Origin of the sequence: Nannocystis punicea (assembly GCF_026965555.1) — a bacterium.
GTDB classification, from domain to species: Bacteria; Myxococcota_A; Polyangia; order Nannocystales; family Nannocystaceae; genus Nannocystis; species Nannocystis punicea.
This window is the reverse complement of sequence record NZ_CP114040.1, coordinates 4,168,619-4,193,992: the sequence shown is the minus strand read 5'-3', so window position 1 is coordinate 4,193,992 and position 25,374 is coordinate 4,168,619. Positions and strand designations below refer to the sequence as shown.

The window sequence follows — 25,374 nt, the reverse complement described above, 5'->3', positions numbered from 1 at the left end:
ACCCGGAGGTGCGGCCCGCGTCGCACGCTACATCTCTCACATCGGCTGGACGCCGCAGTCGTCGACCTCGCTCGGGATGCACCCCTCGCAGTCCCAGCGGAAGTTGTCGAGCAGCGCGACGGTGGTCAGGTACTGATCGGACATGTCGGCGAGGAAGAAGCCGATCGTGACCTCGGCACCCGGCTGCACGCCGCCCTTGGCGGTGAACCAGTCGGAGCAAGCGTGCTGCTCGAAGCCCGTGCCCGTCAGCTGCGGCTCGGCATAGGTGTAACCGGGGCCGTCGTAGTACGGATCGAGCGCGGTGATGGTCAGCGGCAGGCCGCTGTCCGGGTTGTTCGGGTTGGGGATGAAGGTGACGTTGCCGCTGTAGGGATCGACCGGCGGGTTCTGGTTCGGGTCGTCCGGGGTCGGGTCGACCTGGTACGCGATCAGCAGGTCGTTGTACGACGAGCCGACCCAGGTCGGCCACTCGGCCGAGCAGAACACGAAGTCGAACGTGTAGCCGTACGTGCCCGCCGGCACCGTCGTGTTGAAGGTGAAGTAGATGCGGTCGTTGGCGTTGCCGTTGGTCATCGCCCACTGCGCCTGCAGCGTGTCCGAGCAGTCCTTGTCGCCGTTCGGCACGCCGTTGTCGCAGTTCTTGAAGGGGGTGCCGCCGGCGCCGTTGTTGCTGCCGTTCTGGTTCTTGAACGGCGGCGGCAGCGGGACCTGGTTGACGTTGCCGTCGGGGTTGCCGTTGTTGTCGTGCGTCTGCGAGTTCGGCGCCTCGACCACCACGCCCTGCCCGTTCGGCGCGGCGATGAAGCCCGACGACAGCATCAGGAACGCGTCGCCCTCGCGCGGGCTGTAGAGCAGCCGGTTCGGCGTCTGCGGGTCGTTGTCGTGGTCGTACGTGTACGAGCCGAAGCCCTTCGCCACCTGCCAGGTGTTGTCGACCGCCTGCGAGAACTGGAAGTTGCTCGTCATGATCGAGTTGTTCGGCGCGGCGTTGCAGATGCCGATCGCCTTGAGGGCGTTGGTCTTGTCGGCCTTGTTGCTGATGACGTCCGGCGTGTTGTCGCACGTCACGTAGTCGGCCGGCGCCTGGCAGTTGGCCGGGGCGAACGGCGTGCAGTCGTTGAGGCAGAAGTCACCGGGGCCGCCGTTGACCTCGTTGCCGTCGTCGCACTGCTCACCCCGCTCCTTGATGCCGTTGCCGCACTCGGCCGGCGTGAAGGTGCAGTCGGGCTCGCAGCCGTCGCCCGGATCGACGTTGCCGTCGTCACACTGCTCGGGGTCCTCGACCATGCCGTTGCCGCAGTCCTGCTGCGGCGTCGCGGTCTGGCAGTCGGCGCTGCACTCGTCGCCGTCCTCGGTGTTGCCGTCGTCGCAGGCCTCGCCGCCCTCGACCGTGCCGTTGCCGCACACCGCGGTGATCGTGCACGTCGGCTCGCAACCGTCGCCCTCGACGTCGTTGCCGTCGTCACACTCCTCGCTGCCCTCCTGCACGCCGTTGCCACATTCGGGGATCGACTCGGTCAAGCCCTCCGTCTCCGTCCCCGTCGACGTGGTCGAGGCCTCCGTCGTGCCCTCCGTCGTGCCCTGCGTGTCGCTGTCGCTCACGCCGGTCGTCGGCGTCTCGGTCGTCGGCTGCGAGCTGGCGGTGTCGGTGGCGCTGCCCGGCGTGAGGCCCGAGTCGACCGTCGTCGACGTCTCGTCGCCCTCGGTCTGTCCCTCCGATGCGCCCGTGACGTTGCTGCCGTTGTCCCCGCACGCAGCGAGCGCCGAGGCGATGAAACCTGTCGTAAGGAGTCGAATGATCGGTCGAATGGTCATGGTGGTGTCCTGCTCGCAGAAAAGTGCGGCCGTCCGCGAATGCGTGACGGCCTCGCCACGATTTCTCATCTTTCGCGGTTGATCAAGCCAAGACACCCGCGACTCCGTCCGCGGCGCAACAGATCGATCTCAACCCCGACCTTCGTCACTGGACCGCCGTTCCGGCGCAAGATGCCCGTATTTGCGCGCGCCGTCCGATCCCGCCCGGGAAGGCCGCGACAGGCTCGGCGGCCGCTCCGCAACTCGACCGTCGCGGCGTCGATTCGACGTCGCGATTGTTCGAGTCGCTCGACTCGACGCAACATCACATTCACGAATGTCACAGTCTCGAGACGCGACGAGGCGCGCACGTCGCCGTGCGCGCCTCGCCTCTCGTCACACTCGTGCGACGATCACATCGGCTGGACGCCGCAGTCGTCGACCTCGCTCGGGACGCACCCCTCGCAGTCCCAGCGGAAATTGTCGATCAGGGCCAGCGTCGCCAGGATGTTGTCCTGCATGTCGGCGAGGTAGAAGCCGATCGTGACCTGCGCCCCCGGCTGCACGCCGCCCTTGGCCGTGAACCAGTCGGAGCACGCGTGCTGCTCGAAGCCCGTGCCCGCCAGCTGCGGCTCGTTGAAGGTGTAACCCGGGCCGTCGTAGTACGGGTCGAGCGCCGTGATCGTCAGCGGCAGGCCCTTCGTCATGTCGTTCGGGTTGGGGATGAAGGTGACGTTGCCGCTGTACGGATCGACCGGCGGGTCGGCGAGCGGGTCGTCCGGCGTCGGGTCGACCTGGTACGCGATCAGCATGTCGTTGAACGAGGTGTTCACGTAGGTCGGCCACTCGGCCGAGCAGAACACGAAGTCGAAGGAGTACCCGAAGGTCCCCTGCGGCACCGTGGTCTTGAACGTGAAGTAGATGCGGTCGTTCGGGTTGCTCGCGCCGAGCGACCACTGCGCCTGCAGCGTGTCCGAGCAGTCCTTGTCGCCGTTCGGCACGCCGTTGTCGCAGCTCTTGAACGGAGTGCCGCCGGCGCCGTTGTTGCTGCCCATGCCGACCTTGAAGGGCGCGGGCAGGGCGTTGTCGTCGGAGTTGAAGTTGTCGCCGTTGCCGACCTGCGAGTTGACGGCGTGGGTGACGACGCCCTGGCCGTTCGGCGCGTTGATCGTGCCGCTCGACAGCATGAGGAAGGTGCTGCCCTCGCGCGGGCTGTAGAGCAGCTGGTTCGGCGTGTTCGGGTCGTTGTCGTGATCGTAGGTGTAGCTGCCGAAGCCCTTGGCCACCTGCCAGGTGTTGTTCTGCGCCGCGGGGTCGAACACGAAGTCCGACACCTGGATCGAGTTGTTCGGCTGATCGTTGCAGATGCCGATCGCCTTGAGGGCGTTGGTCTTGTCGGCCTTGTCGGTCAGGTTGACCGCGTCGTCGCAGTTGACGTAGTCGGCCGGCGCCTGGCACTGCGGCGGGGCGTACGGCGTGCAGTCGTTCTTGCAGAAGTCGTTGGGCCCGCCGTTGACCATGTTGCCGTCGTCACACTGCTCGCCCATCTCCTTGATGCCGTTGCCGCACTCCGCCGGCGTGAACGTGCAGTCGGGCTCGCAACCGTCGCCCGCGTCCTGGTTGCCGTCGTCGCACTGCTCCGGGTCCTCGACGGCCCCGTTGCCGCACACCTGCGGCATCGAGGCGGTCTGGCAGTCGGCGCTGCACTCGTCGCCGTCCTCGGTGTTGCCGTCGTCACAAGCCTCGCCGGCCTCGACGTTGCCGTTGCCGCACACCGCCGACACCACGCAACCCGGCTCGCAGCCGTCGCCGGGGTCCTGGTTGCCGTCGTCGCACTCCTCCGTGCCCTCCTGCACGCCGTCGCCGCAGACCGGTGAACCCTCGGTCACGCCCTCGGTGGTCGAGGTCTCGGCGGTCGTCGAGGTCCCCGTCTCCCCCTCCGTCGTCGTCGCCGGCTCGGTCGTGGCCTGAGTGTCGCTCATGCCCATACCGGTGGTCGGCGCGGTCGTGGTCGGCCCGGTCTGCGATTCCGACTGCCCGCCCGGACCCGCGGTGGTCTCCCCGTCGTCGGTGGTGGCACCCTCGGTGTTGTTGGCGGTGGCTCCCGTGAGCTCGCCGCCGTCGTCGCCGCAAGCGGCCAGCGTGGCAGCGCAGAATCCTGCAGTGAGAAGGCGAATGATCGGTCGAGTCTTCATGGTCAGTAAAATCCTGAACGTGGTGCGCCCGTTACCGAGCGCGGACATTCGTGTCGCAGCGGCGTCCGCGCGGCACGACCTGAAACAACCGCGCCACGATTTCGGACTTCGTCGATTCGATCAAGCCTCGGCCGACGTGGTACTCGCAGGCTGAGCCGTAGAGCACCTCCAGCCAATTCGGACGCGCAGGGGCGCCTCCGGCGCGAGGACGCTCGCTCGCCCGCTCCACTCCTGTGATTTTCGTATCGTCGCATCCTCACGCGCGGACGCCGCCGCGTACGCGCGCAGGCTCACCATAGGACCTTTCCGCCCTGTACTTTCGTACCTGTCCTAAGGAGCCTGTCCGCTTGTTTCCACGCGAGCCCGCGGGCGAACGGCGGTCAAGCGCGCGGGCCCGATCCCGCGCACGCGGTCGAGCTCGTCGACGGACGCGTAAGGTCTTCCTTCGATGATCCGCCGCGCCAGCTCCGGACCGATCCCCGGCAAGCTCTCGAGCTCGCTGGCCGACGCTCGATTGAGATCTACGGGGATCGCCAGCGCCTCGAGATCCTCGCCGCGCATCCGGCCCCAGCCGTCGACGCCCGGTCGCGGCGACGCAGCGGCGCACAGCGACTCGCGCGTGACGGAGTCGCCATGAGACAGCGCGACGCTCGACGGACCGGCGCCGCACAGCGCCGCGACGTCGCGCGGCGCCTCGTCGTCGCAGCGCAGCACGCCGTCGACCTCGACCGCGAAGGCGCACGCCGAGCGCACCAGCAGCTCCGGCGCGCCCGGCCGCAGCCACGCCGCCAGCGCCACGACGAGCGCGGCGACCAGCGCGACGATCGCCCCGACGCGGACCAACTCGACGACCTCAGGCGGCGCTGCTCGTCGGCCCCTCGTGGAGACCGAACCCGTCGTGGAGCGCCCGCAGGGCCAGCTCGCCGTAGCGCTCGTGGACGATCACCGACACCTTGATCTCGGAGGTCGAGACCATCTGGATGTTGATGTTCTCGCGGCCGAGGATCTCGAACGCCGTGGCCGCCACGCCCGCGTGGGTCCGCATGCCGACGCCGACGATCGAGATCTTGCAGATGTCGGGATCGCTGAGGATGTCCATCGGCCCGGCGCCGGGGAGGTCGAGGCTGCGCAGACCGGCGACCGCCTTCTTGAGGTCGTTCTCCGGCACCGTGAAGGTGACGTCGGTCGACCCGCCGCGGCTCGCGTTCTGGATGATCATGTCGACGACGATGTCGGCGCCGGCGAGCACGCCGAAGATCGACGCGATGGTGCCCGGGACGTCGGGCACGTTGGTGAGGGTGACCTTGGCCTCGTTGCGGTCGAGGGCGACGCCGGTCACGACCGCGGACTCCAGACTCTTCTGCTCAGACACGATCCACGTCCCTTCGCTCTCGTTCAGGCTCGATCGCACGTGCACCGGCACGCCGAACTTCATGGCGAACTCGACGCTGCGGATCTGCAGCACCTTGGCGCCGAGGCTCGCCAGCTCGAGCATCTCTTCGTACGTGATGCGGTGGATCTTGCGCGCGCGCGGCTCGATCCGCGGGTCGGTGGTGTAGACCCCGTCGACGTCGGTCAAGATCTCGCAAGCGTCGGCCTTCAGCGCCGCGGCCAGCGCGACCGCCGAGGTGTCGGAGCCGCCGCGGCCGAGCGTGGTGATGTTGCCGGCGGCGTTCAGCCCCTGAAAGCCGGCGCACACCACCACGTTGCCGGCGGTGAGCTCCTGGCGGATGCGCCCGTGGGAGAACCCGAGGATCCGCGCGTTGGTGTAGGTCGCGTCCGTCTGCAGGCCGATCTGGGGCCCGACCAGCGAGATGGCCCGCCCGCCCGCGTTCTGGATCGCCATGGCCAGCAGCGCCGCGCTGACGTTCTCGCCGGTGCTCACCAGCTGATCGAGCTCGCGCTCGTGGGCCCGATCGCCGGCCCGCTCGCTGGCGACGTACGGCCCCTTGTTGGCGCGCCCGGTCTGCGCGTCGCCCTCGCTCGCGAGCTGGTTGGCGAGGCCGATCAGCCGGTTGGTCTCGCCCGCCATCGCCGAGACGACGACGACCACGTCCTGACCCGTGCGCTGCGTGGCGAGCACCCGCTCCGCGACGTTGCGGATCCGCTCGAGAGTGGCGACCGAAGAGCCGCCGAATTTCTGCACGATGAGCATGGCTTTCGATCGGGACGCGCAGTCCCGTGCGCCGTTGCTGTACCGCAATTGCGGTGCCCGGGCACTAATCTTTTCGCGTCTTGAACAGCGGCAACTGAAACAGCGCCTCGGGCGCCCCGCCGTCGCGACCACCGCGCCGCCGCTCCGCCTCCTCCTCGAGGATGGTCTTGATCGCCCCGCGACAGCTGCCGCAGCCGGTGCCGGCCTCGCAGTCGTCGCCGACCTCCTCGACGGACCGGGCCCCCCGGCGCACGCAGGCGATCACCTCGTGCTCGAAGACCGTGTTGCACTGGCACAGCAGCACCCGCACCCCTCTGGGATACCGCAGCCGCCGCCGGCCGTCGACGCCCCGCCGCGAGCGCGGGCGCACGCGCGCACCCCCGCGCCGAGCGATCTGTCTCCAGGGACATGTCCCTGGCGCCATGTCTATTGGGCCAGGACGGCGAGGTACTCGCGGACGGCCTGGTCGAGGCCGACGAACAGCGCGTGGCTGATCAGCGCGTGGCCGATCGAGACCTCGTCGAGGTGCGGCAGGCGGCTGAAGAGCGGCAGGTTGTCGAGGTCGAGGTCGTGGCCGGCGTTGATCCCGAGGCCGAGCGCGTGCGCCAGCTCGGCCGCGGCGGCGAACCGGGCCAGCGAGGCCTCGCCCCCGCCGGCCGCGAAGTCCCGCGCGTACGGCTCGGTGTACAACTCGATCCGCTGCGCGCCGACGTCGGCGGCCCAGCGGACCGCCTCGAGGTCGGCCTCGATGAACAGCGACACCCGGACCCCGTGGCCGCGCAGGCGGGCCACGATCGCGCCGAGCTCGGAGCGCGAGGTGTCGGGCGGCCACCCGGCCTGGCTCGTGATCTCCCCCGGCCGCACCGGCACCAGCGTGCACTGGTGCGGCCGCAGCTCCTCGACCATCGCCAGCAGGTCGGGCCGCGGATCGCCCTCGATGTTGAACTCGACCTGCTGGCGCAGCGGCGCCAGCTCGGCCGCGATCGCCCGCGCATCGGCGGCCCGGATGTGGCGCTCGTCGGCCCGCGGGTGCACAGTGATCCCCGGCGCCCCGGCCGCGAGGATCGTCCGCACCGCCGCGATCACGCTCGGAACGTCGCCGCCGCGGGCGTTGCGGAGAGTCGCGACCTTGTTGACGTTGACGCTGAGGCGGGCGGCCATGCCGCGCGGATAGCACCGGCGCGCGCGCTTGTCACCTCCCTTGTCGCCGGCGCCCGCGGACCCCGAGGGCGGCCTGCGCGTCCCCCCATTGAAGCCGAGCGGCCCCGGCACTAGGCTCGGGGCGTGTCGTCCACGTCCGCGCCCGCAGTCGCCGTCGTCGGCGCGGGTTTCTGCGGCGCGGCCGTCGCCTGGCACCTCGCGCGCGCCGGCGGCCCGCGCGTGACACTGATCGACGGGCGGGGGCGGTTCGGCCCCGGCCTGGCCTATCGGACAGCCGACCCGCGCCACCTCCTCAACACCCCGGCCGGGCGGATGAGCGCGCTCGCCGACGACCCCGAGCACTTCGTCCGCTGGGCTCGCGGGCGCGGCCGCGAGGTCGGCGGCGGCAGCTTCCTGCCCCGCGGGGTCTACGGCGACTACCTGCGCGAGCTGGTCGCCGCCGCCGGTCCGGCAATCACATGTCTCACGGGACATGTCGTCGAGGTCCTGCCGCCCACGCCCGACGGCCCCGCCACCCTCGTCCTGACCGACGCGACCCGGCTCGTCGCCGACCACGTCGTCCTCGCGCTCGGCAACCTCCCGCCGCGCCTGCCCGCGGGCCTCGATCCGCGCGTACGCACCGATCCGCGCTACGTCCACGACCCGTGGACGGCGACCGGCCCGGTGTTCGCGCGGGACGCCGGTGTGCTGGTCTTCGGGACAGGTCTGTCGGCGCTCGACCTCGCGCTCGGGCTCGACGGCGCCGGCCACCGCGGCCCGATCCACCTGCTCTCGCGCCACGGCCTGCTGCCGCAGGCCCACCGCGCCCCGGCCCGTCCGCCCGAGCCGCACCCGCCCGCCCTCGCCGATTGGTCAGCCACCGCGCGCGGGGCCCTGCAGGCCCTGCGAGGGGCCGCCCGCGCCGAGGCGGCCCGCGGCGGCGACTGGCGCGACGTGCTCGCCGACCTTCGACCGGTGACGCAGGCGATCTGGCGCCGCTGGCCGGCCGACGAGCGCGAGCGGTTCGTCCGTCACCTGCGCGTCTACTGGGAGGCCCACCGCCACCGCGCTGCGCCGGCGACCGCCGCGGCGATCGCCGCGCTGCGCGCGTCGGGCCCCTGCAGGTCCACGCCGGGCGGGTCGAGGACCTGTCTCTCGGGACAGACGCGATCGCCGCCAAGATCCGCCCCCGCGGCAGCGCGACGCGCATCGACCTGCGGGTGCAGGCGCTGCTCAACGCGACCGGGCCCTCCCCCGACCCGCGCGACTCGAACGACCCGCTGCTGCGCGGCCTGATCGCGCGCGGGCTCCTGGTGCCCGAGCCGCTCGGCGCGGCGATCACCGACGACGGCGCGCTGATCGACGCCCACGGCCGCGCCTCGACCTGGCTGCACGCGGTGGGGAACCTGCGCCGGCCGCAGCTGTGGGAGACGACCGCCGTGCTCGAGCTGGCGCCCCAGTGCGAGGCGCTCGCGGGGCGGCTGCGCGACCTCGGCGGAGCAGCGGGCGGGTTCAGCGGCTGACCCGGCCGTGCGGACAGCATGTCCAAGAGGACAGGCAATACGCCTCCTTCGGACAGCCTCGCCCCCCAGGAGCGTCGCTCTGGCCTCCCGTACATGTCCCAAGAGACATCATAAATCACACCACCGACCCTGTCTCTCCGGGCGGCTTCCTCGCCGCGCCGTCTCGGCCGCTCGCCTGACCGGAGCCCCGGCCCGCGCCTGTCCCAGAGGACAGCATCAAGCGCGCTGCCTGCGGCAAGAAGGCCCCCCGCGCTCCATGGACCTGTCCCTCAGGACAGCCAACGTCCAGCTCGCCTGCGCACCCATCCTGTCCCGGAGGACATCCCTCACTCGCCGGCCGGCTCCGGCTCCTCGCCCGCGCCTGTCCCCTGGCGCAGCTGCAGCAGGCGGGCCCACGCGGCCGCTTCCCACCCGCGCGGGCCCGGGTGGGCGTAGCGCTGGCCGCGGAGCGCCTCGGGCAAGTAGCTCTCGTTGCCCGGGACCACCCCGCCCTCGAAGTCGTGCGGGTACTTGTAGCCGACCCCGTACTGCGCCTCGCGCATCAGCGGCGTCACTGCGTTGCGGACCGCCAGCGGCACCTCGAGGCTGCCCGCGCGCAGCACGTCCTTGCGCGCGTTGGCGTAGGCCGTCAGGGCGGTGTTGCTCTTGGGCGCCAGGGCCAGGAACAGGGCCGCCTGCGTCAGCGGCAGCACGGCCTCGGGCATGCCGATCTGGTGGGCCGCCTGGGCCGCGGCCACGGCCACCGGCAGCGCCTGCGGCTCGGCGTTGCCGACGTCTTCGGCGGCGAAGATCACGATCCGCCGGGCCACGAAGTCGACGTCCTCGCCGGCCTCGAGCATGCGCGCGAGCCAGTACACCGCCGCGTCGGCGTCGCTGGCCCGCATGCTCTTGATGAAGGCCGAGACCACGTTGTAGTGCTCCTCGCCGGCCTTGTCGTAGCGCAGCGCGCGGCCGCCGACGGCCTGCTGCGCGACCTCGCGGCTGAGCCGCGTCTCGCCCTCGGGCACCAGGTCGACCGCCAGCTCGAGCGTCCCGAGCGCCCGCCGGGCGTCGCCCTGGGCGGTGTGGGCGATCGCCGCCAGCAGCCCGTCCTCCGCCTCGAGCTTGCGCGACCCGAGCCCGCGCTCCTCGTCGGACAGCGCGCGCCGGAGCAGCGCCACCAGCTCGCGGACCTCGATCGGCCGCAGCTGCAGCACCCGCACCCGGCTCAGCAGCGCCGCGTTGACCTCGAAGCTCGGGTTCTCCGTGGTCGCCCCGACCAGCGAGCACACCCCTGACTCGATGTGCGGCAGCAGGATGTCCTGCTGCGCCTTGTTGAAGCGGTGGATCTCGTCGACGAACAGCAGCGTCCCGCGACCCTCGTGGGCCCGCCGCCGGCGCGCGGCCTCGACCACCTCGCGCAGCTCGCGGGCCCCGGCCGAGGTCGCCGACAGCACGCAGAACGCGCTCTGCGTGTGCTCGGCCAGCAGCCGCGCCAGGGTCGTCTTGCCCGTCCCCGGGGGCCCCCACAAGATCAGGCTCGGCACCCGCCCGGTGTCGGCGATCCGCCGCAAGATCTTCCCCGGCCCGAGCAAGTGCGTCTGCCCCACCACCTCGTCGAGGCGGCGCGGCCGCATGCGCTCGGCCAGCGGCACCAGCGTGGGGTCGCGTTGCCAGGCGCGCTCGAAGAGGTCGTCGCTCGCGTGGGACTGCACGGTGCGTGGTAGCCTACCAGGCGTGACGCGCCGCGCCGCTCCTTCCGCGCCTGCGACCGCCCGCCTGCGGGCCGCTTCGCCGCGTGCGCTGGCCCTCGCGGTCGCCGTCGCCGCCGCCGCCGGGCCCGCTTGCGACGAGAAGTTCCAGTCCTTCCTGCGCAACGCCTCCGACCGCCACGTCGAGCGCGAGAAGAAGAAGGAAAGCGACGTCGAGCGCCAGGCCGCCGAGGAGGCCGTGATCTCGCCGCCCGTGCGCGCCGCGATCGCCCTCGTCCGCGCCAGCGACTACGACTTCGTGTCCGTCAAGTCCGACGGCACCCGCAAGCGCTACAGCGGCATCGACTTCGCCGCCATGCTCGAGACGAAGTCGCGCTGGCTCGGCCGCGGCCTCGACGAGCTGCCCGGCTGGCTCGACCAGATCGGCGGCCGCACCTTCTTCGGCGGCCGCGCCTACTTCGTCCGTCTGCCCGACGGCCGCGAGATCAACTTCCGCAGCTGGCTCGAGGCCGAGATCGCGGCCCTGCCGACCGCCCTCCCCGCCACGGAGTCACCATGACCGCAAAGACAGGCATCATCATCGCCGGCCTCCTCGGCTTCCTCGGCGTCGCCGCCGGGGCCTTCGGCGCCCACGGCCTGCGCGACCGCGTCGGCCCGCGCGAGCTCGAGATCTGGCACACCGGCGCGCAGTACCAGCAGCTGCACGCCGTCGTCCTCCTGGCCGTCGCGCTGTGGGCCCTCACCCTGCAGGCCCGCGGCGAGCCGACCGGCCTCCACGGCGTCGCCATGTCGCTGTTCGTCGCCGGCATCGCCATCTTCTCCGGCACCCTCTACGCCATCACCCTCGGCGGCCCGCGGGTCCTCGGCGCAGTCACCCCGCTGGGCGGCCTGTGCCTGCTCGCCGGCTGGCTGACGATCGTCGTCCTCGGCCTGCGCCAGGTCGCGTAACCACGGCACCACGCGCGTCCTGTCGCTCGCCGCTCAGTCGACCCCGCAGTAGCGGAGCGCGCAGGTCGGCGGGGTCGGCAGGCGGTACATCACGAACGGCCCGCAGTTCTGCACCGCGATCGGCACCTTGAAGTGGCAGGACTCGCCTTCCCAGTGGAAGCAGACCTCGCGCGCGACCACCCCGTCGGCGGGGGCGGGCTCCGTGCCGTTGAGCCAGCCGGGCGCGTGGGTCCCGCACGAGAACTGCGGCGGCGCGACCGTCGGCATGCGTGACCCGGCCGAGCCGACGAAGCGGGACCACTGCCCCTCCGCCGGCAGGTCGAGGTCGCACTCGACCTCCTCGATCTGCGACGCCACGTTGCGCCCCGGCTGGGCCAGCGCCACCGCCTGCCCGCACTCGCCGGGCAGGTTCTCGGTCAGGCACGCGTTGCAGCCGTCGCCGGCGGTCTGGTTGCCGTCGTCGCACAGCTCGCCCTCGTCGGCCTGCAGCACGCCGTCGCCGCAGCGGGGCCCGAGCGCCGAGCAGCCGGGCGCGCAGCCCTCGTAGGAGCCGTCGTTGATCTTGTCGTCGCACACCTCGCTGCCGGCGCGGACGAAGCCGTCGCCGCAGACCGCGATCTTGCAGTTGGTCGGGCACTCGTCGGTGTCGGAGGAATTGCCGTCGTCGCACTCCTCGCCGTCCTCCAAGATCCCGTTGCCGCACTCGGACGGCGGCTCGGTCGTCACCGTCACCGTCACCGTCACCGACGTGGGTCCGATGGTCGGGTCGGTGAAGACGGTCGTGAAGGTCGGGTCGATCGTCGTCGGGTCGGTGTCGGTCGGATCGATCGTCGTCGGATCGATCGTCGTCGGGGCGGTGTCGGTCGGGTCGATCGTCGTCGGCGGGTCGACCGTGGTCGGCGTCGTGATCGTCGTCGGCAGCGTGTCGGTGATCGTGTCGGTAAGCGTATCGGTCGTGATGGAGGTCGAGAGCGTGTCCGTCGTGTCGATCTTGACCGCGAAGCAGCCGCTGACGAGGTGCGCAAAAACAATCCCTCGTGTCGCCAACCCCCACCGTCTACAAGCGAGTAACATAGGCCTTCAAGGTACTCGCGGGCCCTATACCCGTGCAAGGCCGAGCCACCGATCAGGCTCGCCCGGGCCTGCACGACGCGATCGCGCGTGGTTTGTGGCGACGAGAGGTGCGGGCTTTCGGCGTCAGTTGACAGCCGGCGGGCCTTGCCCGATTGAGGCTTTGATGACGAGGCAAACGCACCGCCCCTGGTTCGGGGCCGCGCTCGGGCTCGTGTGGCTCGCGGGCTGTCCGAGCAGCCCGAACGCCAACGACACCGACGACCCGACCGCGACTGGTAACACGTCGATGACGTCGCCGACCGGCGCGCCCACCGAGGGCACCGCGAGCGACACCGCCGACGACCCGACCGCCGGAGATCCGACCGAGGGCGGCGAGGAGGCGGACCCCGGGCGAGTGACGGTCCACCGGCTCAACCGCACCGAGTACAACAACACCGTCCGGGACCTCCTCGGCACCGCGCAGCGGCCCGCGGACAGCTTCCCCGCCGACGACTTCGGCCTCGGCTTCGACAACATCTCCGACGTCCTCAGCACCTCGCCGCTGCAGGCCGAGCTCTATGAGCGGGCCGCCGAAGGTCTGATCCTCGAGGCGATGGAGATCCCGATCACCGATCCGGGCTCCTGGCAGATCGAGGCCGAGGACGCGCTCGCCTCCGTCGGCGGCGCTGCCGGCGAGGCCTGGAACCTCTACAGCAACGGCGAGGTGTACCAGACCATCGAGCTGCCCTACGACGGCCAGTACAAGTTCAGCGCCCGCGTGTGGGGCCAGCAGGCCGGTCCCGACCTGCCGCACATGAACCTCACCGTCGATCAGGCGCCGGTGGCGATGTTCGACGTCGAGGCGGTGCAGAACGGCGCGCAGGTCTACGAGATCACGATCGACGCCACCGCCGGCGTGCACAAGTTCGCGGTCGAGTTCACCAACGACTACTACGACGAGCCGAACATGGCCGACCGCAACCTGCTGGTCGACTGGTTCAAGGTCGAGGGTCCGATCAACCTGCCGGACGGCGACAACCCGCTGCGCACGCGCATCATGGTGTGCGACCCGAACGTCGACGGCGAAGAGGTCTGTCTGCGCCAGATCTTGACCACGTTCACCGAGCGCGCCTGGCGACGCCCGGTCACCGGCGCCGAGCTCGACGCCCTGATGAAGTTCGTCGCCGACGCCAAGGGCGCCGGCGACACCTGGGAGGCCGGCCTCCGCATCGCCCTCCAGGCCGCCCTCGTCTCGCCCTACTTCATCTACCGCGTCGAGCTCGATCCGGCGCCGACCGACCTCACGCCGCACCCGCTCAGCGACTTCGAGCTGGCCTCGCGCCTGTCGTACTTCCTGTGGAGCAGCATGCCCGACGACGAGCTGTTCGCCGCCGCGGCCGCCGGGACCCTGCAGGACCCGGTCGCGCTCGAGGCCCAGGCGCGCCGCATGCTGACGGACGACCGCGCCCGCGCGCTGATCGACAACTTCGCCGGTCAGTGGTGGCTGATCCGCAACATCGCCGTCGCCTTCAAGGACGTGGCCCTGTTCCCGCAGTGGAACGACGCCATGCGCGAGTCGATGCGGACCGAGATGCGCCTGTTCGCCGAGGCCTTCTTCTCCGACGACCGCGACATGCTCGAGATGCTGACGGCCACCGACACCTCCGTCGACGCCACGCTCGCGCAGCACTACGGCATCGAGGGCCAGTTCGGCGCCGAGTTCACCCCGGTCGACTTCGGCGAGCTGCCGTTCCAGGGCATCCTCAACAAGGCCGGCCTGATGACGGTGCTCTCGCACGCCGACCACACCTCGCCGGTCAAGCGCGGCAAGTGGGTGCTCGAGAGCCTGCTGTGTCAGGTCCCGCCGCCGCCGCCGCCGGGCGTCGACACCAAGCTGACCCCGGTCGAGGGCAAGACGCAGCGCGAGATCCTCGAGGCGCACCGCGAGAAGCCCGAGTGCATCAGCTGCCACGTCACCATGGACCCGCTCGGCTTCGGCCTCGAGCACTACGACCCGCTCGGCGCCTGGCGCGACCTCGACAACGGCCTGCCCATCGACGCGTCGGGCACCTTGCCCAACGGCACCAAGTTCGCCGACGGCCTCGAGATGCAGACCCTGATCGCCGACGAGCCCGACTTCCTGCGCTGCGTCGCCCGCAAGACCTTCATCTACGCGCTCGGTCGGGCCGTCGGGCTCCAGGACATCCCGTACCTCGACGACGTCACGGAGACCTTCTCGGCCAACGACCGCCACTTCTCCGACCTCGTCGTCTCGCTGGTCACCAGCGAGCCGTTCCGCATGCGCCGCGGCGACCCCGCGATGTGAACCCACCACCCCATTCTCCGGAGACATCACGATGCCGCGTCGCTTTTCCCTCTCGCGCCGTACCCTCCTGGGCGGGGCTGGTGCCCTGATCGCCCTGCCCTGGCTGGAGGCGATGGCGCCCGTCGCCCGGCGGGCTCGCGGGGCCGACCCCGAGCCCCCGCCGCTGCGCGCCCTCTTCTACTACCTCCCCAACGGGATCCACATGCAGTCCTGGACGCCCGCGACCGAAGGTCCGGGCTTCGAGATCACGCCGATCCTCGCGCCGCTGGTCGACCCACAGGCCATGGTCGATCTCAAGAACGACATCCTGGTCCTGACCGGCCTGCAGAACCTGCCCGCCAAGCCGGAGGGCCCGGGCGACCACGCCGGCGGCACCTCGGCGTTCCTCACCTGCACGCACGTCACCAAGTCCGAGACCGACATCAACAACGACATCTCGATCGACCAGGTGATCGCCAACTTCATCGGCGACGCCACGCCGCACCGCTCGCTGCAGTTCGGGACCGCCAACGGCGCGACCATGGGCAACTGCGACAGCGGCTACAGCTGCGCCTACACCAGCAACATCTCGTGGGCGGACGCCAAGACCCCGCTGCCGAAGCTCTACGACCCGCAGGTCATCTTCGACCTGCTGTTCTCCGGCTTCGACCCCGAGGCCACCGCCGAGGAGCAGGCCAAGCGGCGCGCCAACCGGATCAGCGTCATCGACTACGCCACCGGCCAGGTCGAGTCGCTGCAGACCAAGCTCGGCAAGACCGACCGCGAGAAGCTCGACCAGTACCTCACCGGCCTGCGCGACCTCGAGAAGCGCCTCACCGCCGAGAACACCGACCCGGTGTGCTCGCTGCCGGCGATGTTCTCGGGCGCCTACCCCGACTTCACCACCCACGTCGACCTCATGACGGAGTTGATGGTGCTGGCGTTCCAGTGCGACCAGACCCGCATCATCACCTTCATGCTCGAGAACGCCGGCAGCTACCGCGACTACTCGTTCATCGGCGCCCAGGGGGCGCACCACGAGATCTCGCACCACATGGACAAGCAGGAGAACTTCGACAAGCTGGTGATCATCGACCGCTGGGAGATGGTCCAGTTCGCCAAGCTGCTGCAGAAGCTCAAGACCTCGCCCGAGGGCGAGGGCACGCTGCTCGACAACTGCGTGGTGTTCCTGTCGTCCGAGATCAGCGACGGCAACGCCCACAACCACAACAACCTGCCCGTGCTGCTCGCGGGCGGCGGCGCCGGCCAGCTGACGCCCGGCCGCCACGTGAAGTACGGCGAGACCCCGCCGCTCTCCAACCTGTTCATCTCGATCGCCGAGATGTTCGGGGTGCCGGTGGACGGCTTCGGCGACGACGGCGTCGGCCCGCTGCCCAACCTCAAGGTCTGAGGACCCGACGAAGCGCCGCGCGGACCCTCGTCGAGGAGGCGTCCGCGCGGCGTGCCTTTTGGGTCAGGCCGACTCGCCCGAGGGCCGCGGCGACGCCCCGTGGGACTCGTCGGACATGTTCCAGTTCGGGGGCCCCCGGCAAGGACGGGCCGCGGTGATGCTCGCCGCGCTCCGTTTCTCATGCGCTTCAGGACATGTACGAAAGCACATGTCCCGAGGCGCACGCGGACTACGGCGCGGCCAGCTCGCGCCGGGCGACCTCGTCGATGCGGCCGGCCAGCTCCTCGAGGCGCGCGAGGTCCGGGCCCTCGAGCATGACCCGCAGGCTGGACTCGGTGCCGGAGTAGCGGACCAGTACGCGACCGTCGTCGCCGAGCTCGGCCTCGACCGCGCGCACCACTGCGCCGAGCTCCGGCAGCAGATCGAGCGGGACCTTGCGCGCCACCGGGATCGCCTTGAGCAGCTGCGGGTAGCGCGTCATCACCCCGGCCAGGTCGGACAGCGAGCGGCCGCTGCGCTGCATGATCGCCAGCACCTGGAGGGCCGCGACCATGCCGTCGCCGGTGGTCCCGTGGTCGAGGAAGACCACGTGGCCCGACTGCTCGCCGCCGAGGTTGTAGGCGCCCTGGACCATCGCCTCGACGACGTAGCGGTCGCCGACCGGCGTGCGCACCACCCCGATCCCGCTGCCGGCCAGGCAGCGCGCGAGGCCCATGTTGGACATCACCGTGGCCACCACCGCGGCCCCGCGCAGGGCCGCGCGCGCGTGCATGTCGAGCGCGCACATGGCCAGGATCGCGTCGCCGTCGACCACCGCCCCGCGGGCGTCGCTGAACACCACGCGGTCGGCGTCGCCGTCGAGCGCGACGCCGAGGTCGGCCCCGTGCTCGACCACCGCGCGGCACATCGCCTGCGGATGCACCGCCCCGCACGCGTCGTTGATGTTGACGCCGTCAGGGCTGACGCCGATCGGGATCACCGTCGCGCCGAGCTCGCGCAGCACCGTCGGCGCGACCTTGTAGGCGGCCCCGTGCGCGCAGTCGACGACGATCTTGAGGCCGTCGAGCTCGAGCGACGACGGGAAGCTGTGCTTGAGGTGGGTCAGGTAGCGGCCGGCCGCGTCGTCGATGCGCGCGGCCTTGCCGATCTCTCGCCCGCGAGCGACCCGCTCGTCGACGGCCCCGGGCTCCATCAATTGCTCGAGGTGGGCCTCGACGTCGTCGGGCAGCTTGAAGCCGTCGGCCGCGAACAGCTTGATGCCGTTGTCGGCGAACGGGTTGTGACTGGCCGAGATGACGACGCCGGCGTCGGCTCGCATCGAACGCGTGATGTAGGCGATGCCCGGCGTCGGCAGCGGCCCGACCAGCAGCACCTCCGCCCCGATCGCGCACACCCCGGCGGCCAGCGCCGTCTCGAACATGTAGCCCGACAGCCGCGTGTCCTTGCCGATGACGACGCTGCCGCGTCGACCGAAGTGGGCCGCGACGGCCATGCCCAGCCGCAACGCGATCTCAGGGGTCATCGGCGGGACGCCCGCGGGGCCGCGGATCCCGTCGGTGCCGAACAACCGACGCTCGTTCGCCATGCGCCCTTCTTAATGGCCGCGACCGGCGCCGTCCAGCGGCTTTTCGACGGGCGGCGGCGGAAGGATGATCCGCTCCTGAGGTGGCTCCAAGGTCAGGTTGGCTCGCAGCGCCGGGGGGACCGCCTCCGACAGGCCGAGATCGACCAGCACCGCGCCGGCCGGCGCGTCCTCCTGCGGCTTTTGCAGCTGCACCGTCGCCACCACCGCGCTCGGGATCGCGTCGATCTGTCGCAGCGAGGGCACCGGCCCGCGCACCACCGCGGCGACCTTGAGCGGCGCGCCGTACGGCCCTTCCTGGTCTACGGGCCAGGTCAGCGGGACCTCGTAGCGGCGCTCGCTGAGCTTGGGCCGGATCGCCACCGACACCGTCACCTTCGGCACCTCGCCCGGCGCCACGCCGGTGTACTCGGCGCCCTCGCGCAGCTGACCGAGGCCGACCACCATCTCGACGTCGGCAGTGGCGCCGCTGACGTCGATCGGGTCGGTGTTGAGGTTGGCCAGCTCGCCGACGATCTTGCTGCCGCCGTGGACGCGCCAGCGCGGCGGGTCGACGCGCGTGCCGGTGTGCTCGTAGTCGGGGTGGACCAGCCCGCGCACCGCGGCGCTGATCAGCACTGCGCGCTCGATCACCGGGTCGAAGCGCAGGTCGACCTTCTCGTAGTCCATGCCGCGGAAGATGACCCCCGGCGGCATCACGATCGTCGCCGGGTCGAGCTCGAGCGGCCCCGGCCGCGCGCCCGCGAGGTCGAGCTGGGCGCTGCCGAGGTCGTGGTTCGACAGTCGGTTCATCCGCGCCCACGAGCCGTGCAGCTCGACCGTCACCGTCTCCGGCAGCTTCGTCAGCAGCACCCGCCGCGGGTCGGTGTTGACCTTGAGCGGGATCGTGAAGCGCCGCGTGACGTCGTCGCGGGTGAAGATGAAGAACCCGCTGGCGAGCACGAGCGCCGTCAGCTTGGTGAGCAGGTGGTTGAACAGGGCCCCGTAGAGCCACCGCAGCGCGCGCGTCACCCCTCACCTCCCTTGCGCGCGGCCGGCGTGAAGTCAGTGACCGACGGCGCGTGGAGGAAGTCGTTGTCGTTCCACTTCTCGTCGGTCGGCGCGTCCTTGCCGCGGCGGCGCATGTCGGTCGCGCTCTCGCTGGCCTTGCGGAGGTCCATGTAGCTGCGGGCCGCGCCCTTGGCGACCGCCAGGCTCTCGCTCGGCGGCGCCGGCCGCGACGCCTCGGCGCGCGGCTGCTCGAGCCAGCGAGAGATCCGCTCCTCGAGCTGCTCGGGCGTCAGCGGCTCGGAGATGGCGCCGCGGTGCACGGTGCGGATCTCGCCGCGCTCCTCGCTGAGCACGACGACCAGCGCGTCGCTCTCCTCGCTGACGCCGATGGCCCCCCGGTGGCGCGTGCCGAACGCCGGGTCGAGCCGATCGCGCTGGGTCAGCGGACAGATCACGCCGGCGCGGGCGATCCGCAGGTTCTGAATCAACACCGCGCCGTCGTGCGTGAGGTTGATCGAGAACGGGATCAGCAGCGCCACCAAGGTGTCCGCGTGCAGCGACGCGTCGATCTCGCGGCCGCGGTCGCTGACGACGTCGAGGACGTCGATCTCGCCCTGGAGGATGAACAGCGCCCCGAGCCGCGCGCGGTGCAGCCGCTCGACCGCCACCACCAGCTCGCTGACGGCGCTGCGGGCCGCGTCGCGGTGCCCCTGCGGCAACAGCCGCTGGCCCATGTGCAGCAAGATCCGCCGCAGCTCCTGGTGGAACACCACGATGAGGATGATGATGACGTACTCGAGGAAGTAACGGACCAGCGCCGCCACCGCGACCATGTCGAGCGCGCTGGCGGCGGCGGCGATGCCTCCGAACACCGCGACCGACAGCAACACCGGCACCGCACGTGTCCCTTGGAGCAGGCGCAGCGCGGCGTAGACCAGGATCAGCAGGATCCCGAAGTCGAGCCCGTCGCGCCACGTGAGCGCCTCGATGAAGTCCCGCGGCGTCACCATCGCGCTCGCTCGACCTCCTCCGCCTCGTCGCGGGCCGCCGCCGAGGCGGTGCGGATCGCCCAGGCCACGCGCAGCGCCTCGGCCGTCGCCGCGACGTCGTGGACGCGCACGACGGCCGCGCCGCCGAGCGCCGCCATCACCGCCGCCACCACGCTGCCGACGAGCCGCTCCCCGACCGGTCGCGGACGGCCGCTGACGACCCCGAGGAACGCCTTGCGGCTGGCGCCGACGATCACCGGACAACCTGTCTCTCGCATCAGGTAGTCGGCCGCGCCGACCAGCGCCGCGCTGTGCTCGGCGGTCTTGCCGAAGCCGATGCCCGGATCGACGGCGATCCGCTCGGCGGCGACGCCGGCTCGCAGCGCCAGCTCCACCGCGCGGGCGAGCTCGGCCGCGACCTCGACGAGCACGCGCTCGAACCGGATCTCCCGCATCATCGTCGCCGGCTCGCCGCGCAGGTGACCGATCACGAGGCCGGCCCCGCTCGCCGCGGCCACGCGCGCCATCTCCGGATCGGCGAGCCCGCTGACGTCGTTGATGATCGCCGCGCCCGCCTCCATCGCCGCCGCCGCGACCGCGGCGTGTCGCGTGTCGACGCTGATCGGCACCTCCGCGAGCTCCGGATCGGCCACGAGCCCGCGGATCACCGGCAGCACGCGGCGCAGCTCCACGTCGGGCGCCACGGGCGTCGCGCCCGGCCGCGTCGACTCGCCGCCGACGTCGAGGATGTCGGCGCCTTGCTGGCGATACGATCGGCACAGCCGCGCCGCCACGCTGACGCTCGGGTCGTCGGTCTCGGGCGCGAGCAGGTTGCCGCCGTCGAAGAAGCTGTCGGGCGTGACGTTGACGATCGCCATCACTCGCGGCGCGCTCACATCGAGCGCTCCGCGAGCGTGCACCCACGGCGGCGCGAGCTCGGGCCGCGCGCCAGCGTCACGGGCGGAGGCGCGGTCGGCGGCGGAGGACATCGCCGCCATGGTAGCGCGCCATTACGCCAATGACACGCCCGGGTCGCTGTTGTCGCTGTGCCCGCCAGCCGCCCCGCCCCGCCCCGCGGCGAATTGCTTGGCGTCGATCCCGTAGCGGCGCAGCAGCTTGTGCAGGTACTTGCGGTCCATGTCGGCCTCGCGGGCGGCCCGCGAGATGTTGCCCTCGGCCCGCTGCAGCAGCCAGTTCAGGTACGTCTCTTCGAACAGCTCGACCGCGCGTTCCTTCTGCTCGCGGAACGTCAGGGTCGGGTCGAACGCGACCTGCTGCTCGCGCCCGGCGCGCCCGAGGTTGCCGGTCGTGATGAGGTCGATGACGCCGTCGGGCGACAGGTACGCCGAGCGCTCGACCACGTTGCGGAGCTCGCGGACGTTGCCGGGCCAGTCGTAGCCGACGAGGCGGGCCATGGCCTCGGGGCCAGGCGCGCGCCACATGCCTGGAGGCAAGCGGCGCGAGAACTGGTCGATGAGCATCGGGATGTCCTCGCGACGGTCGCGCAGCGCGGGCACCTCGATGTGGACCACGGCGAGCAGGAAGTACAGGTCCTCGCGGAACTCGCCCGACTTGACCTGCTCCCGCAGCCCACGGCTCGCAGTCGCCAGCACGCGGATGTCGACCTCGAGCTCCTCGGTCACGCCGTGGCGACGGACCTTGCCGTTCTCCAGGGCGCGCGTGAGCTTCGGCTGGAGGTCTGCGGGCAACTCGCCGATGTCGTCGAACACCAGAGTGCCGCCGTGCGCGAGCTCGAAGGCGCCGCGCCGGTCCTCGTGGCCGAACAGCTCGACCTCGAGTTGAGCCGCGGCCGTGCCACCGCAGTCGACGACCACGAAGGGGCCGTCCTTCCGCGGCGACATATCGTGGATCGCCCTAGCAAGCAGCGCCTTACCGGTGCCTGTCTCTCCATCCAGAAGAATGGTCGCCTCGGCGCCTGCGACGCGTTCGAGGACACCGAAGATCTTGCGCATCGCAAGGCTGCGTCCGCAGACCGGACCGAAGCTGTCGGCTTCGCTAGGAAGAAGTTCGACACGCGAGTCCCTGGGCATGAATCGGACCTGGACCTTGCCGAGGCCGAGGACATCGCCCGGACGCAGGAAACCGTCGCTGACCCGCACGCCGCCGATGAACATGCCGTTCGTGGACTGTTGATCCAGGACCCGATAGCTGTCGCCTTGACGCCGGATCTCCGCGTGGATCCGGCTCACAGACTCGTCGGGCAACACCACGTCGCACTGGCGTGACTTGCCGAGCTGGACGACATCCTGAGTGACATCAATCTCGCGGCCGCGGAGCTCGCCGTTCAGGACGACCAGCCGAAAACCGGAGTGCCGCATGGGCTCGGCATCGTCCTGGACCACCGTCGAATCCACCGCTGCTTCGATCTCGTGCGCCATGTCCCCCACGCTACCAGGGGGCTCTTCCTGCGGGAAGCACACAACGGCCGGTACGAAGCGCTTGGCGAAGATTTACAGCGTTGAGGTCGCTCGGCCGCACAGAAAAAAATTCGGGGTGCCTCGGCCCCGAAGCACCCCGAACCTCGCGCGAAAAACTCCTCAGACGTAGAAGTCGACGATGGCCACGCCGCGCTCCGACGGCTCCGGCAGCGGCGGCCGCTCATCGAGCTCGTCGGCGGGCACACGCGGCAATTCGAGCTCGATCTGCAGCGTCGGAGTCCGCTTGCCCGGGATCTTTTTGGTCGGGACTTGCTTCTGCTTCTCGAGGGCTGGTCGCATGAACACCTGCCTTTTTCGCCAGAAATCCGAATAAGCTACCGGGCTGTTTGTCTCAAAGCTCACGAGATCGGCGCTTGCACCGCCATCCCGCGGGGAGTACCAATCCTCCCCACGAACGAGGTGGCTCGTTCGACCTGCAGCCTCGACCCTGATGTGCCCACCATCCGGTTCGGAGCGCCTGAATTCTTGGTTGGCCACCTTACGTTTGAGACTAACGCCGCCACGCTTGTTGGCAAGAATTGTCTTCGCGCCGTTTAGCGCCGTTCCGGTGTGCGTCAGGCGTACACGGGCACCGGTCCTACGACGCTCGAATTGAGTCCAGGCGGCGCGGACGACCTTGCCCGTCCGCGCTCGTGGGGACAAACTCAGAAGTCAACCACGACCCAGCGGGTACCTTCCCGCTCGAGTCGGGCGACCTCGGCGTTTCCCAGGTCGAGAACGGCCTCGTGCGCGTCGGCGACGATGGGATCGCTCAGGCGAGCCGCGAGGCGATCGCGGGCCGTCTGCAAGGCGTCGGCATGCTCGCCCTCGGTCCACGCCGCGCGGAGATCGTCTTCCGACAGACCGAGCCGGTACCGCTCGGGAGCGAGGCCGAGGAGCACGTCCCAGCGCCGCTGGAGGCTCGCCCGCACCAGGCTCCGCAGCGCGGCGCGGGGCGTCGACTGGTCGTACACGAGGGTCGGGTCTTCGGCGAACACCCAGCCGCGCGGCGTCCAGCGCACGTCGACCGGCGAGTCGGGCGCGAGGAAGACCACCGCACGCGGGCGGATCTCCGCCGGCTTCTTCAACGTCTTCGACCAGCGCTGACGCGCCGCCTTGTCGCCGAGGATCGCCGCGTAATCGACTCGCGCGCGCGCCCCCACGAGGACATGACTCGCCAGCTCCTTCGCGTCGCCGCGACGAACCGCACCGGCGGCGGCCTCGCTCGCGTGCGCGAGGCCGCGGACCTCTCGCTGTGCGCAGGATGCGAGCAGCAGCGCCACGCACACCGCGGGGATCTTCACGCAGCGCCTCCAGCATCCGCGCGCTTGGGCTCGACGATCGCGGTGAAGACGCCCGAGCTCTTCACCTGATCGCCGACGCGGGTCTCGCCGGAGAACTTACCGATCCGGCCCAGGCGCTGCGCCTTCACCTCGATCGTCAGCACGTCGCCGGGCACCACCGGCGCGCGGAACTTGGCCTCCTGGATGCCCATGAAGAAGCAGTTGTGCAGCGCCGGGTCGAACACCCCCGACAGGTTGGCGAGCACGACCGCGGCCTGCGCCATCGCCTCGACCTGCACCACGCCCGGGAGGATCGGATAGCCCGGAAAGTGGCCCTGCAGGATCGGGTCCCCGATCGACACGAGCTTCTGCGCCACGATCGATTCGCCGGGCGTCGCCGCGAGCACGCGATCGAGGAACAGGAAGGGGTACCGGTGCGGCAAGATCTTCTGGAGCTGAACGGCGTCGAGGAGCATCGGTCGGCGCGTAGCTTATCAGCCCGCCGGGTCCGCGCCCACCGCCCGCGCCGAGGCGAGCGCCACGCCGGCTTTAAATGCGAAAGTCCCGGGTCGCGCAGCGTCGTGCGCGAGCCCGGGACGAGCGGCCTGGAGCGGCCTACGAGGGGTACTTGGCGTTGTAGCGCTTGACCAGCTCGACGGTGATGTCGAGGCCGGGCTCGACGAACAGCACGGTCGAGTCGTCGCGGATCAGCACGAGGTCGACGTTCTTCTCGGCGGCCAGCTTGTCGATGATCGTCTGGCAGTTCTTGTAGATGTCCTCGAGGACACGCGACTCCTGCTGCGAGAGCTCCTGCTGCATGGTCATGTAGATCTGCTGCATCTCCATGTACTCCTTCTGCAGCGCCTCCTCCGCGGCGGCGAGCTTCTCGCCCTGGAGGCTCTTGAGCTTGCCGGTGTCGGCCTCGAGCTTCTTGCGCTTCTGCTCGAGCTTCTCCTGCTTGGCCTTGGAGCTGTCCTCGAGCTTCTTGCGGGCGGCCTGGCCCTGCTTGGTGTCGGCGAGGACCTTTTGCATGTCGACGACGGCGACGCCGCGGACCTGCGGGATCGTGGCCTGGGCGGGCGTGACGGCGCCAGGGGCGAGGCCGGCGCCGCCGGCGAAGGCGAGCGCGACGGCGGCGGCGGACAAGAGACGAGCGAGACGACGCTGGGGGGTGAACATGGCGGGGCGATCCTTCAGGTGAGTCACTTGTGCTTCTTGTCGTAGGCGACGATCACGCGATTGGTGATGTCGAGCTTGGGGTTGGCGTACAGGACCGTCGCCGGCGAGCGGACCAGTACGATCTGAAGACCCTCCTCGGCCGCGATGTCTTTCACGAGGGCCGCGACGTTCTTGTAGATCTTCTCGGTGAGCTGCGCCTCCTTCGTCGCCACGTCCTCCTGGAGCTGGGCGTAGAGCTGCTGCAGCTCCTGGTCCTTGACCACGAGCTCTTGCTGGCGCTTGGCGATCTCTTCGTCGGAGAGCATCGCCCGCTTGGCCATCAGGTCCTCGTACTTCTTCTTGAGGTCCTCGGTCTTCTTGTCGAGCTGCGACTGACCCTTCGCAAACGCCGACTCGAGGTCCTTCTTGCCCTTGGTGCCTTGCGTGGTCTCCAGCAGGCAGCGCTGCAGGTCGACGAGGGCGACCTGTTTGAGGGCGTTAACGGTGGCAGCCGGCGCGGCGGCGACCGGGGAGGCGCCGAGTACGCCGGCTGTCATTGCCGCTGCGAGGAGGAGGACGCGGGAGGTACAGGGCATAATGGGCGGGACCTTAGCCGGGGCCGCGCAGGGGGGCAACCGGGCTGACCTCGGACGCGGGGACCTGCGGGCACATTCATGCGGCCTGCCGACCTGGAGCGGCCGTCAGGGTGTGGCCTAGCT

24 protein-coding genes are annotated in these 25,374 nt (G+C 70.6%); 6 read left to right on the top strand and 18 right to left on the bottom strand.

The window, feature by feature from the left end; translation table 11 throughout:
- Positions 1 to 36: 36 nt before the first annotated feature.
- The 6 genes from O0S08_RS16145 to O0S08_RS16120 form a co-directional block, all read right to left on the bottom strand.
- Positions 37 to 1,815 (bottom strand): DUF4215 domain-containing protein, encoded by a 1,779-nt coding sequence (locus O0S08_RS16145; protein WP_269040042.1) that lies wholly within the window; start codon positions 1,813 to 1,815, stop codon positions 37 to 39.
- A gap of 392 nt (positions 1,816 to 2,207) precedes the next feature.
- Complete coding sequence (locus tag O0S08_RS16140) at positions 2,208 to 3,989, bottom strand: DUF4215 domain-containing protein (RefSeq protein ID WP_269040041.1); 1,782 nt, start codon at positions 3,987 to 3,989, stop codon at positions 2,208 to 2,210.
- A gap of 330 nt (positions 3,990 to 4,319) precedes the next feature.
- Positions 4,320 to 4,832 (bottom strand): ComEA family DNA-binding protein, encoded by a 513-nt coding sequence (locus O0S08_RS16135; protein ID WP_269040040.1) that lies wholly within the window; start codon positions 4,830 to 4,832, stop codon positions 4,320 to 4,322.
- Between the two features lie 10 nt (positions 4,833 to 4,842).
- Positions 4,843 to 6,144, bottom strand: coding sequence for an aspartate kinase (locus O0S08_RS16130; RefSeq protein WP_269040039.1), 1,302 nt, complete (start codon positions 6,142 to 6,144; stop codon positions 4,843 to 4,845).
- Positions 6,145 to 6,208: 64 nt separating this feature from the next.
- On the bottom strand, positions 6,209 to 6,454 hold the full coding sequence (locus tag O0S08_RS16125; RefSeq protein ID WP_269040038.1) for a (2Fe-2S)-binding protein: 246 nt from the start codon (positions 6,452 to 6,454) through the stop codon (positions 6,209 to 6,211).
- 116 nt (positions 6,455 to 6,570) lie between these two features.
- Positions 6,571 to 7,305 (bottom strand): pyridoxine 5'-phosphate synthase, encoded by a 735-nt coding sequence (locus tag O0S08_RS16120; RefSeq protein ID WP_269040037.1) that lies wholly within the window; start codon positions 7,303 to 7,305, stop codon positions 6,571 to 6,573.
- A gap of 123 nt (positions 7,306 to 7,428) precedes the next feature.
- Here O0S08_RS16120 and O0S08_RS16115 point away from each other — a divergent pair, with 123 nt between their 5' ends.
- Positions 7,429 to 8,580, top strand: coding sequence for an FAD/NAD(P)-binding protein (locus tag O0S08_RS16115; RefSeq protein WP_269040036.1), 1,152 nt, complete (start codon positions 7,429 to 7,431; stop codon positions 8,578 to 8,580).
- Entirely contained in the window at positions 8,505 to 8,807 is a 303-nt protein-coding gene (locus O0S08_RS16110; RefSeq protein WP_269040035.1) for a hypothetical protein, read from the top strand. Before O0S08_RS16115 ends, O0S08_RS16110 begins: the two co-directional genes overlap by 76 nt.
- 326 nt (positions 8,808 to 9,133) lie before the next feature.
- Here the strand turns inward: O0S08_RS16110 and O0S08_RS16105 are convergent, their stop codons facing one another.
- A complete protein-coding gene (locus tag O0S08_RS16105; RefSeq protein ID WP_371879546.1) occupies positions 9,134 to 10,423 on the bottom strand; it encodes a replication-associated recombination protein A in 1,290 nt (429 codons plus the stop codon).
- A 100-nt stretch (positions 10,424 to 10,523) separates the two neighbouring features.
- On the opposite strand from O0S08_RS16105, the gene O0S08_RS16100 reads away from it, so the two are divergent.
- Together O0S08_RS16100 and O0S08_RS16095 are read left to right on the top strand one after the other, a co-directional pair.
- Entirely contained in the window at positions 10,524 to 11,057 is a 534-nt protein-coding gene (locus tag O0S08_RS16100; RefSeq protein WP_269040033.1) for a YfeK family protein, read from the top strand.
- Positions 11,054 to 11,446 carry a DUF423 domain-containing protein gene (locus tag O0S08_RS16095; protein WP_269040032.1) on the top strand — a complete coding sequence of 131 codons (393 nt, stop codon included), beginning with the start codon at positions 11,054 to 11,056 and terminating at the stop codon, positions 11,444 to 11,446. Before O0S08_RS16100 ends, O0S08_RS16095 begins: the two co-directional genes overlap by 4 nt.
- Before the next feature lie 33 nt (positions 11,447 to 11,479).
- Here the strand turns inward: O0S08_RS16095 and O0S08_RS16090 are convergent, their stop codons facing one another.
- Complete coding sequence (locus O0S08_RS16090) at positions 11,480 to 12,493, bottom strand: DUF4215 domain-containing protein (RefSeq protein ID WP_269040031.1); 1,014 nt, start codon at positions 12,491 to 12,493, stop codon at positions 11,480 to 11,482.
- Between the two features lie 190 nt (positions 12,494 to 12,683).
- Here O0S08_RS16090 and O0S08_RS16085 point away from each other — a divergent pair, with 190 nt between their 5' ends.
- Both O0S08_RS16085 and O0S08_RS16080 read left to right on the top strand, forming a co-directional pair.
- Positions 12,684 to 14,825, top strand: coding sequence for a DUF1592 domain-containing protein (locus tag O0S08_RS16085; protein WP_269040030.1), 2,142 nt, complete (start codon positions 12,684 to 12,686; stop codon positions 14,823 to 14,825).
- Between the two features lie 31 nt (positions 14,826 to 14,856).
- Positions 14,857 to 16,215 carry a DUF1552 domain-containing protein gene (locus O0S08_RS16080; protein ID WP_269040029.1) on the top strand — a complete coding sequence of 453 codons (1,359 nt, stop codon included), beginning with the start codon at positions 14,857 to 14,859 and terminating at the stop codon, positions 16,213 to 16,215.
- Between the two features lie 229 nt (positions 16,216 to 16,444).
- On the opposite strand, the gene glmM is transcribed toward O0S08_RS16080, so the two are convergent.
- From glmM to O0S08_RS16030, 10 genes are all read right to left on the bottom strand, one after another.
- Positions 16,445 to 17,800 (bottom strand): phosphoglucosamine mutase, encoded by a 1,356-nt coding sequence (glmM, locus tag O0S08_RS16075; protein ID WP_269040028.1) that lies wholly within the window; start codon positions 17,798 to 17,800, stop codon positions 16,445 to 16,447.
- A gap of 9 nt (positions 17,801 to 17,809) precedes the next feature.
- A complete protein-coding gene (locus O0S08_RS16070) occupies positions 17,810 to 18,808 on the bottom strand; it encodes a YbbR-like domain-containing protein (protein WP_269040027.1) in 999 nt (332 codons plus the stop codon).
- Positions 18,805 to 19,797, bottom strand: a complete 993-nt coding sequence (locus tag O0S08_RS16065) for a diadenylate cyclase (RefSeq protein WP_269040026.1) — start codon at positions 19,795 to 19,797, stop codon at positions 18,805 to 18,807. Before O0S08_RS16065 ends, O0S08_RS16070 begins: the two co-directional genes overlap by 4 nt.
- Positions 19,791 to 20,765, bottom strand: a complete 975-nt coding sequence (gene folP / locus O0S08_RS16060; RefSeq protein ID WP_269040025.1) for a dihydropteroate synthase — start codon at positions 20,763 to 20,765, stop codon at positions 19,791 to 19,793. The genes O0S08_RS16065 and folP overlap by 7 nt, the downstream gene beginning before the upstream one ends.
- A gap of 21 nt (positions 20,766 to 20,786) precedes the next feature.
- A complete protein-coding gene (locus tag O0S08_RS16055; RefSeq protein WP_269040024.1) occupies positions 20,787 to 22,175 on the bottom strand; it encodes an FHA and sigma-54 interaction domain-containing protein in 1,389 nt (462 codons plus the stop codon).
- Between the two features lie 159 nt (positions 22,176 to 22,334).
- Positions 22,335 to 22,514 carry a hypothetical protein gene (locus O0S08_RS16050; protein ID WP_269040023.1) on the bottom strand — a complete coding sequence of 60 codons (180 nt, stop codon included), beginning with the start codon at positions 22,512 to 22,514 and terminating at the stop codon, positions 22,335 to 22,337.
- A gap of 365 nt (positions 22,515 to 22,879) precedes the next feature.
- Positions 22,880 to 23,518, bottom strand: coding sequence for a hypothetical protein (locus O0S08_RS16045; RefSeq protein WP_269040022.1), 639 nt, complete (start codon positions 23,516 to 23,518; stop codon positions 22,880 to 22,882).
- Complete coding sequence (gene fabZ, locus O0S08_RS16040; RefSeq protein WP_269040021.1) at positions 23,515 to 23,973, bottom strand: 3-hydroxyacyl-ACP dehydratase FabZ; 459 nt, start codon at positions 23,971 to 23,973, stop codon at positions 23,515 to 23,517. Before fabZ ends, O0S08_RS16045 begins: the two co-directional genes overlap by 4 nt.
- A 139-nt stretch (positions 23,974 to 24,112) precedes the next feature.
- Positions 24,113 to 24,676: an OmpH/Skp family outer membrane protein gene (locus tag O0S08_RS16035; RefSeq protein ID WP_269040020.1), complete on the bottom strand. Its 564-nt coding sequence runs from the start codon at positions 24,674 to 24,676 to the stop codon at positions 24,113 to 24,115.
- A gap of 23 nt (positions 24,677 to 24,699) precedes the next feature.
- On the bottom strand, positions 24,700 to 25,212 hold the full coding sequence (locus O0S08_RS16030) for an OmpH/Skp family outer membrane protein (RefSeq protein WP_269040019.1): 513 nt from the start codon (positions 25,210 to 25,212) through the stop codon (positions 24,700 to 24,702).
- Positions 25,213 to 25,374 lie beyond the last annotated feature (162 nt).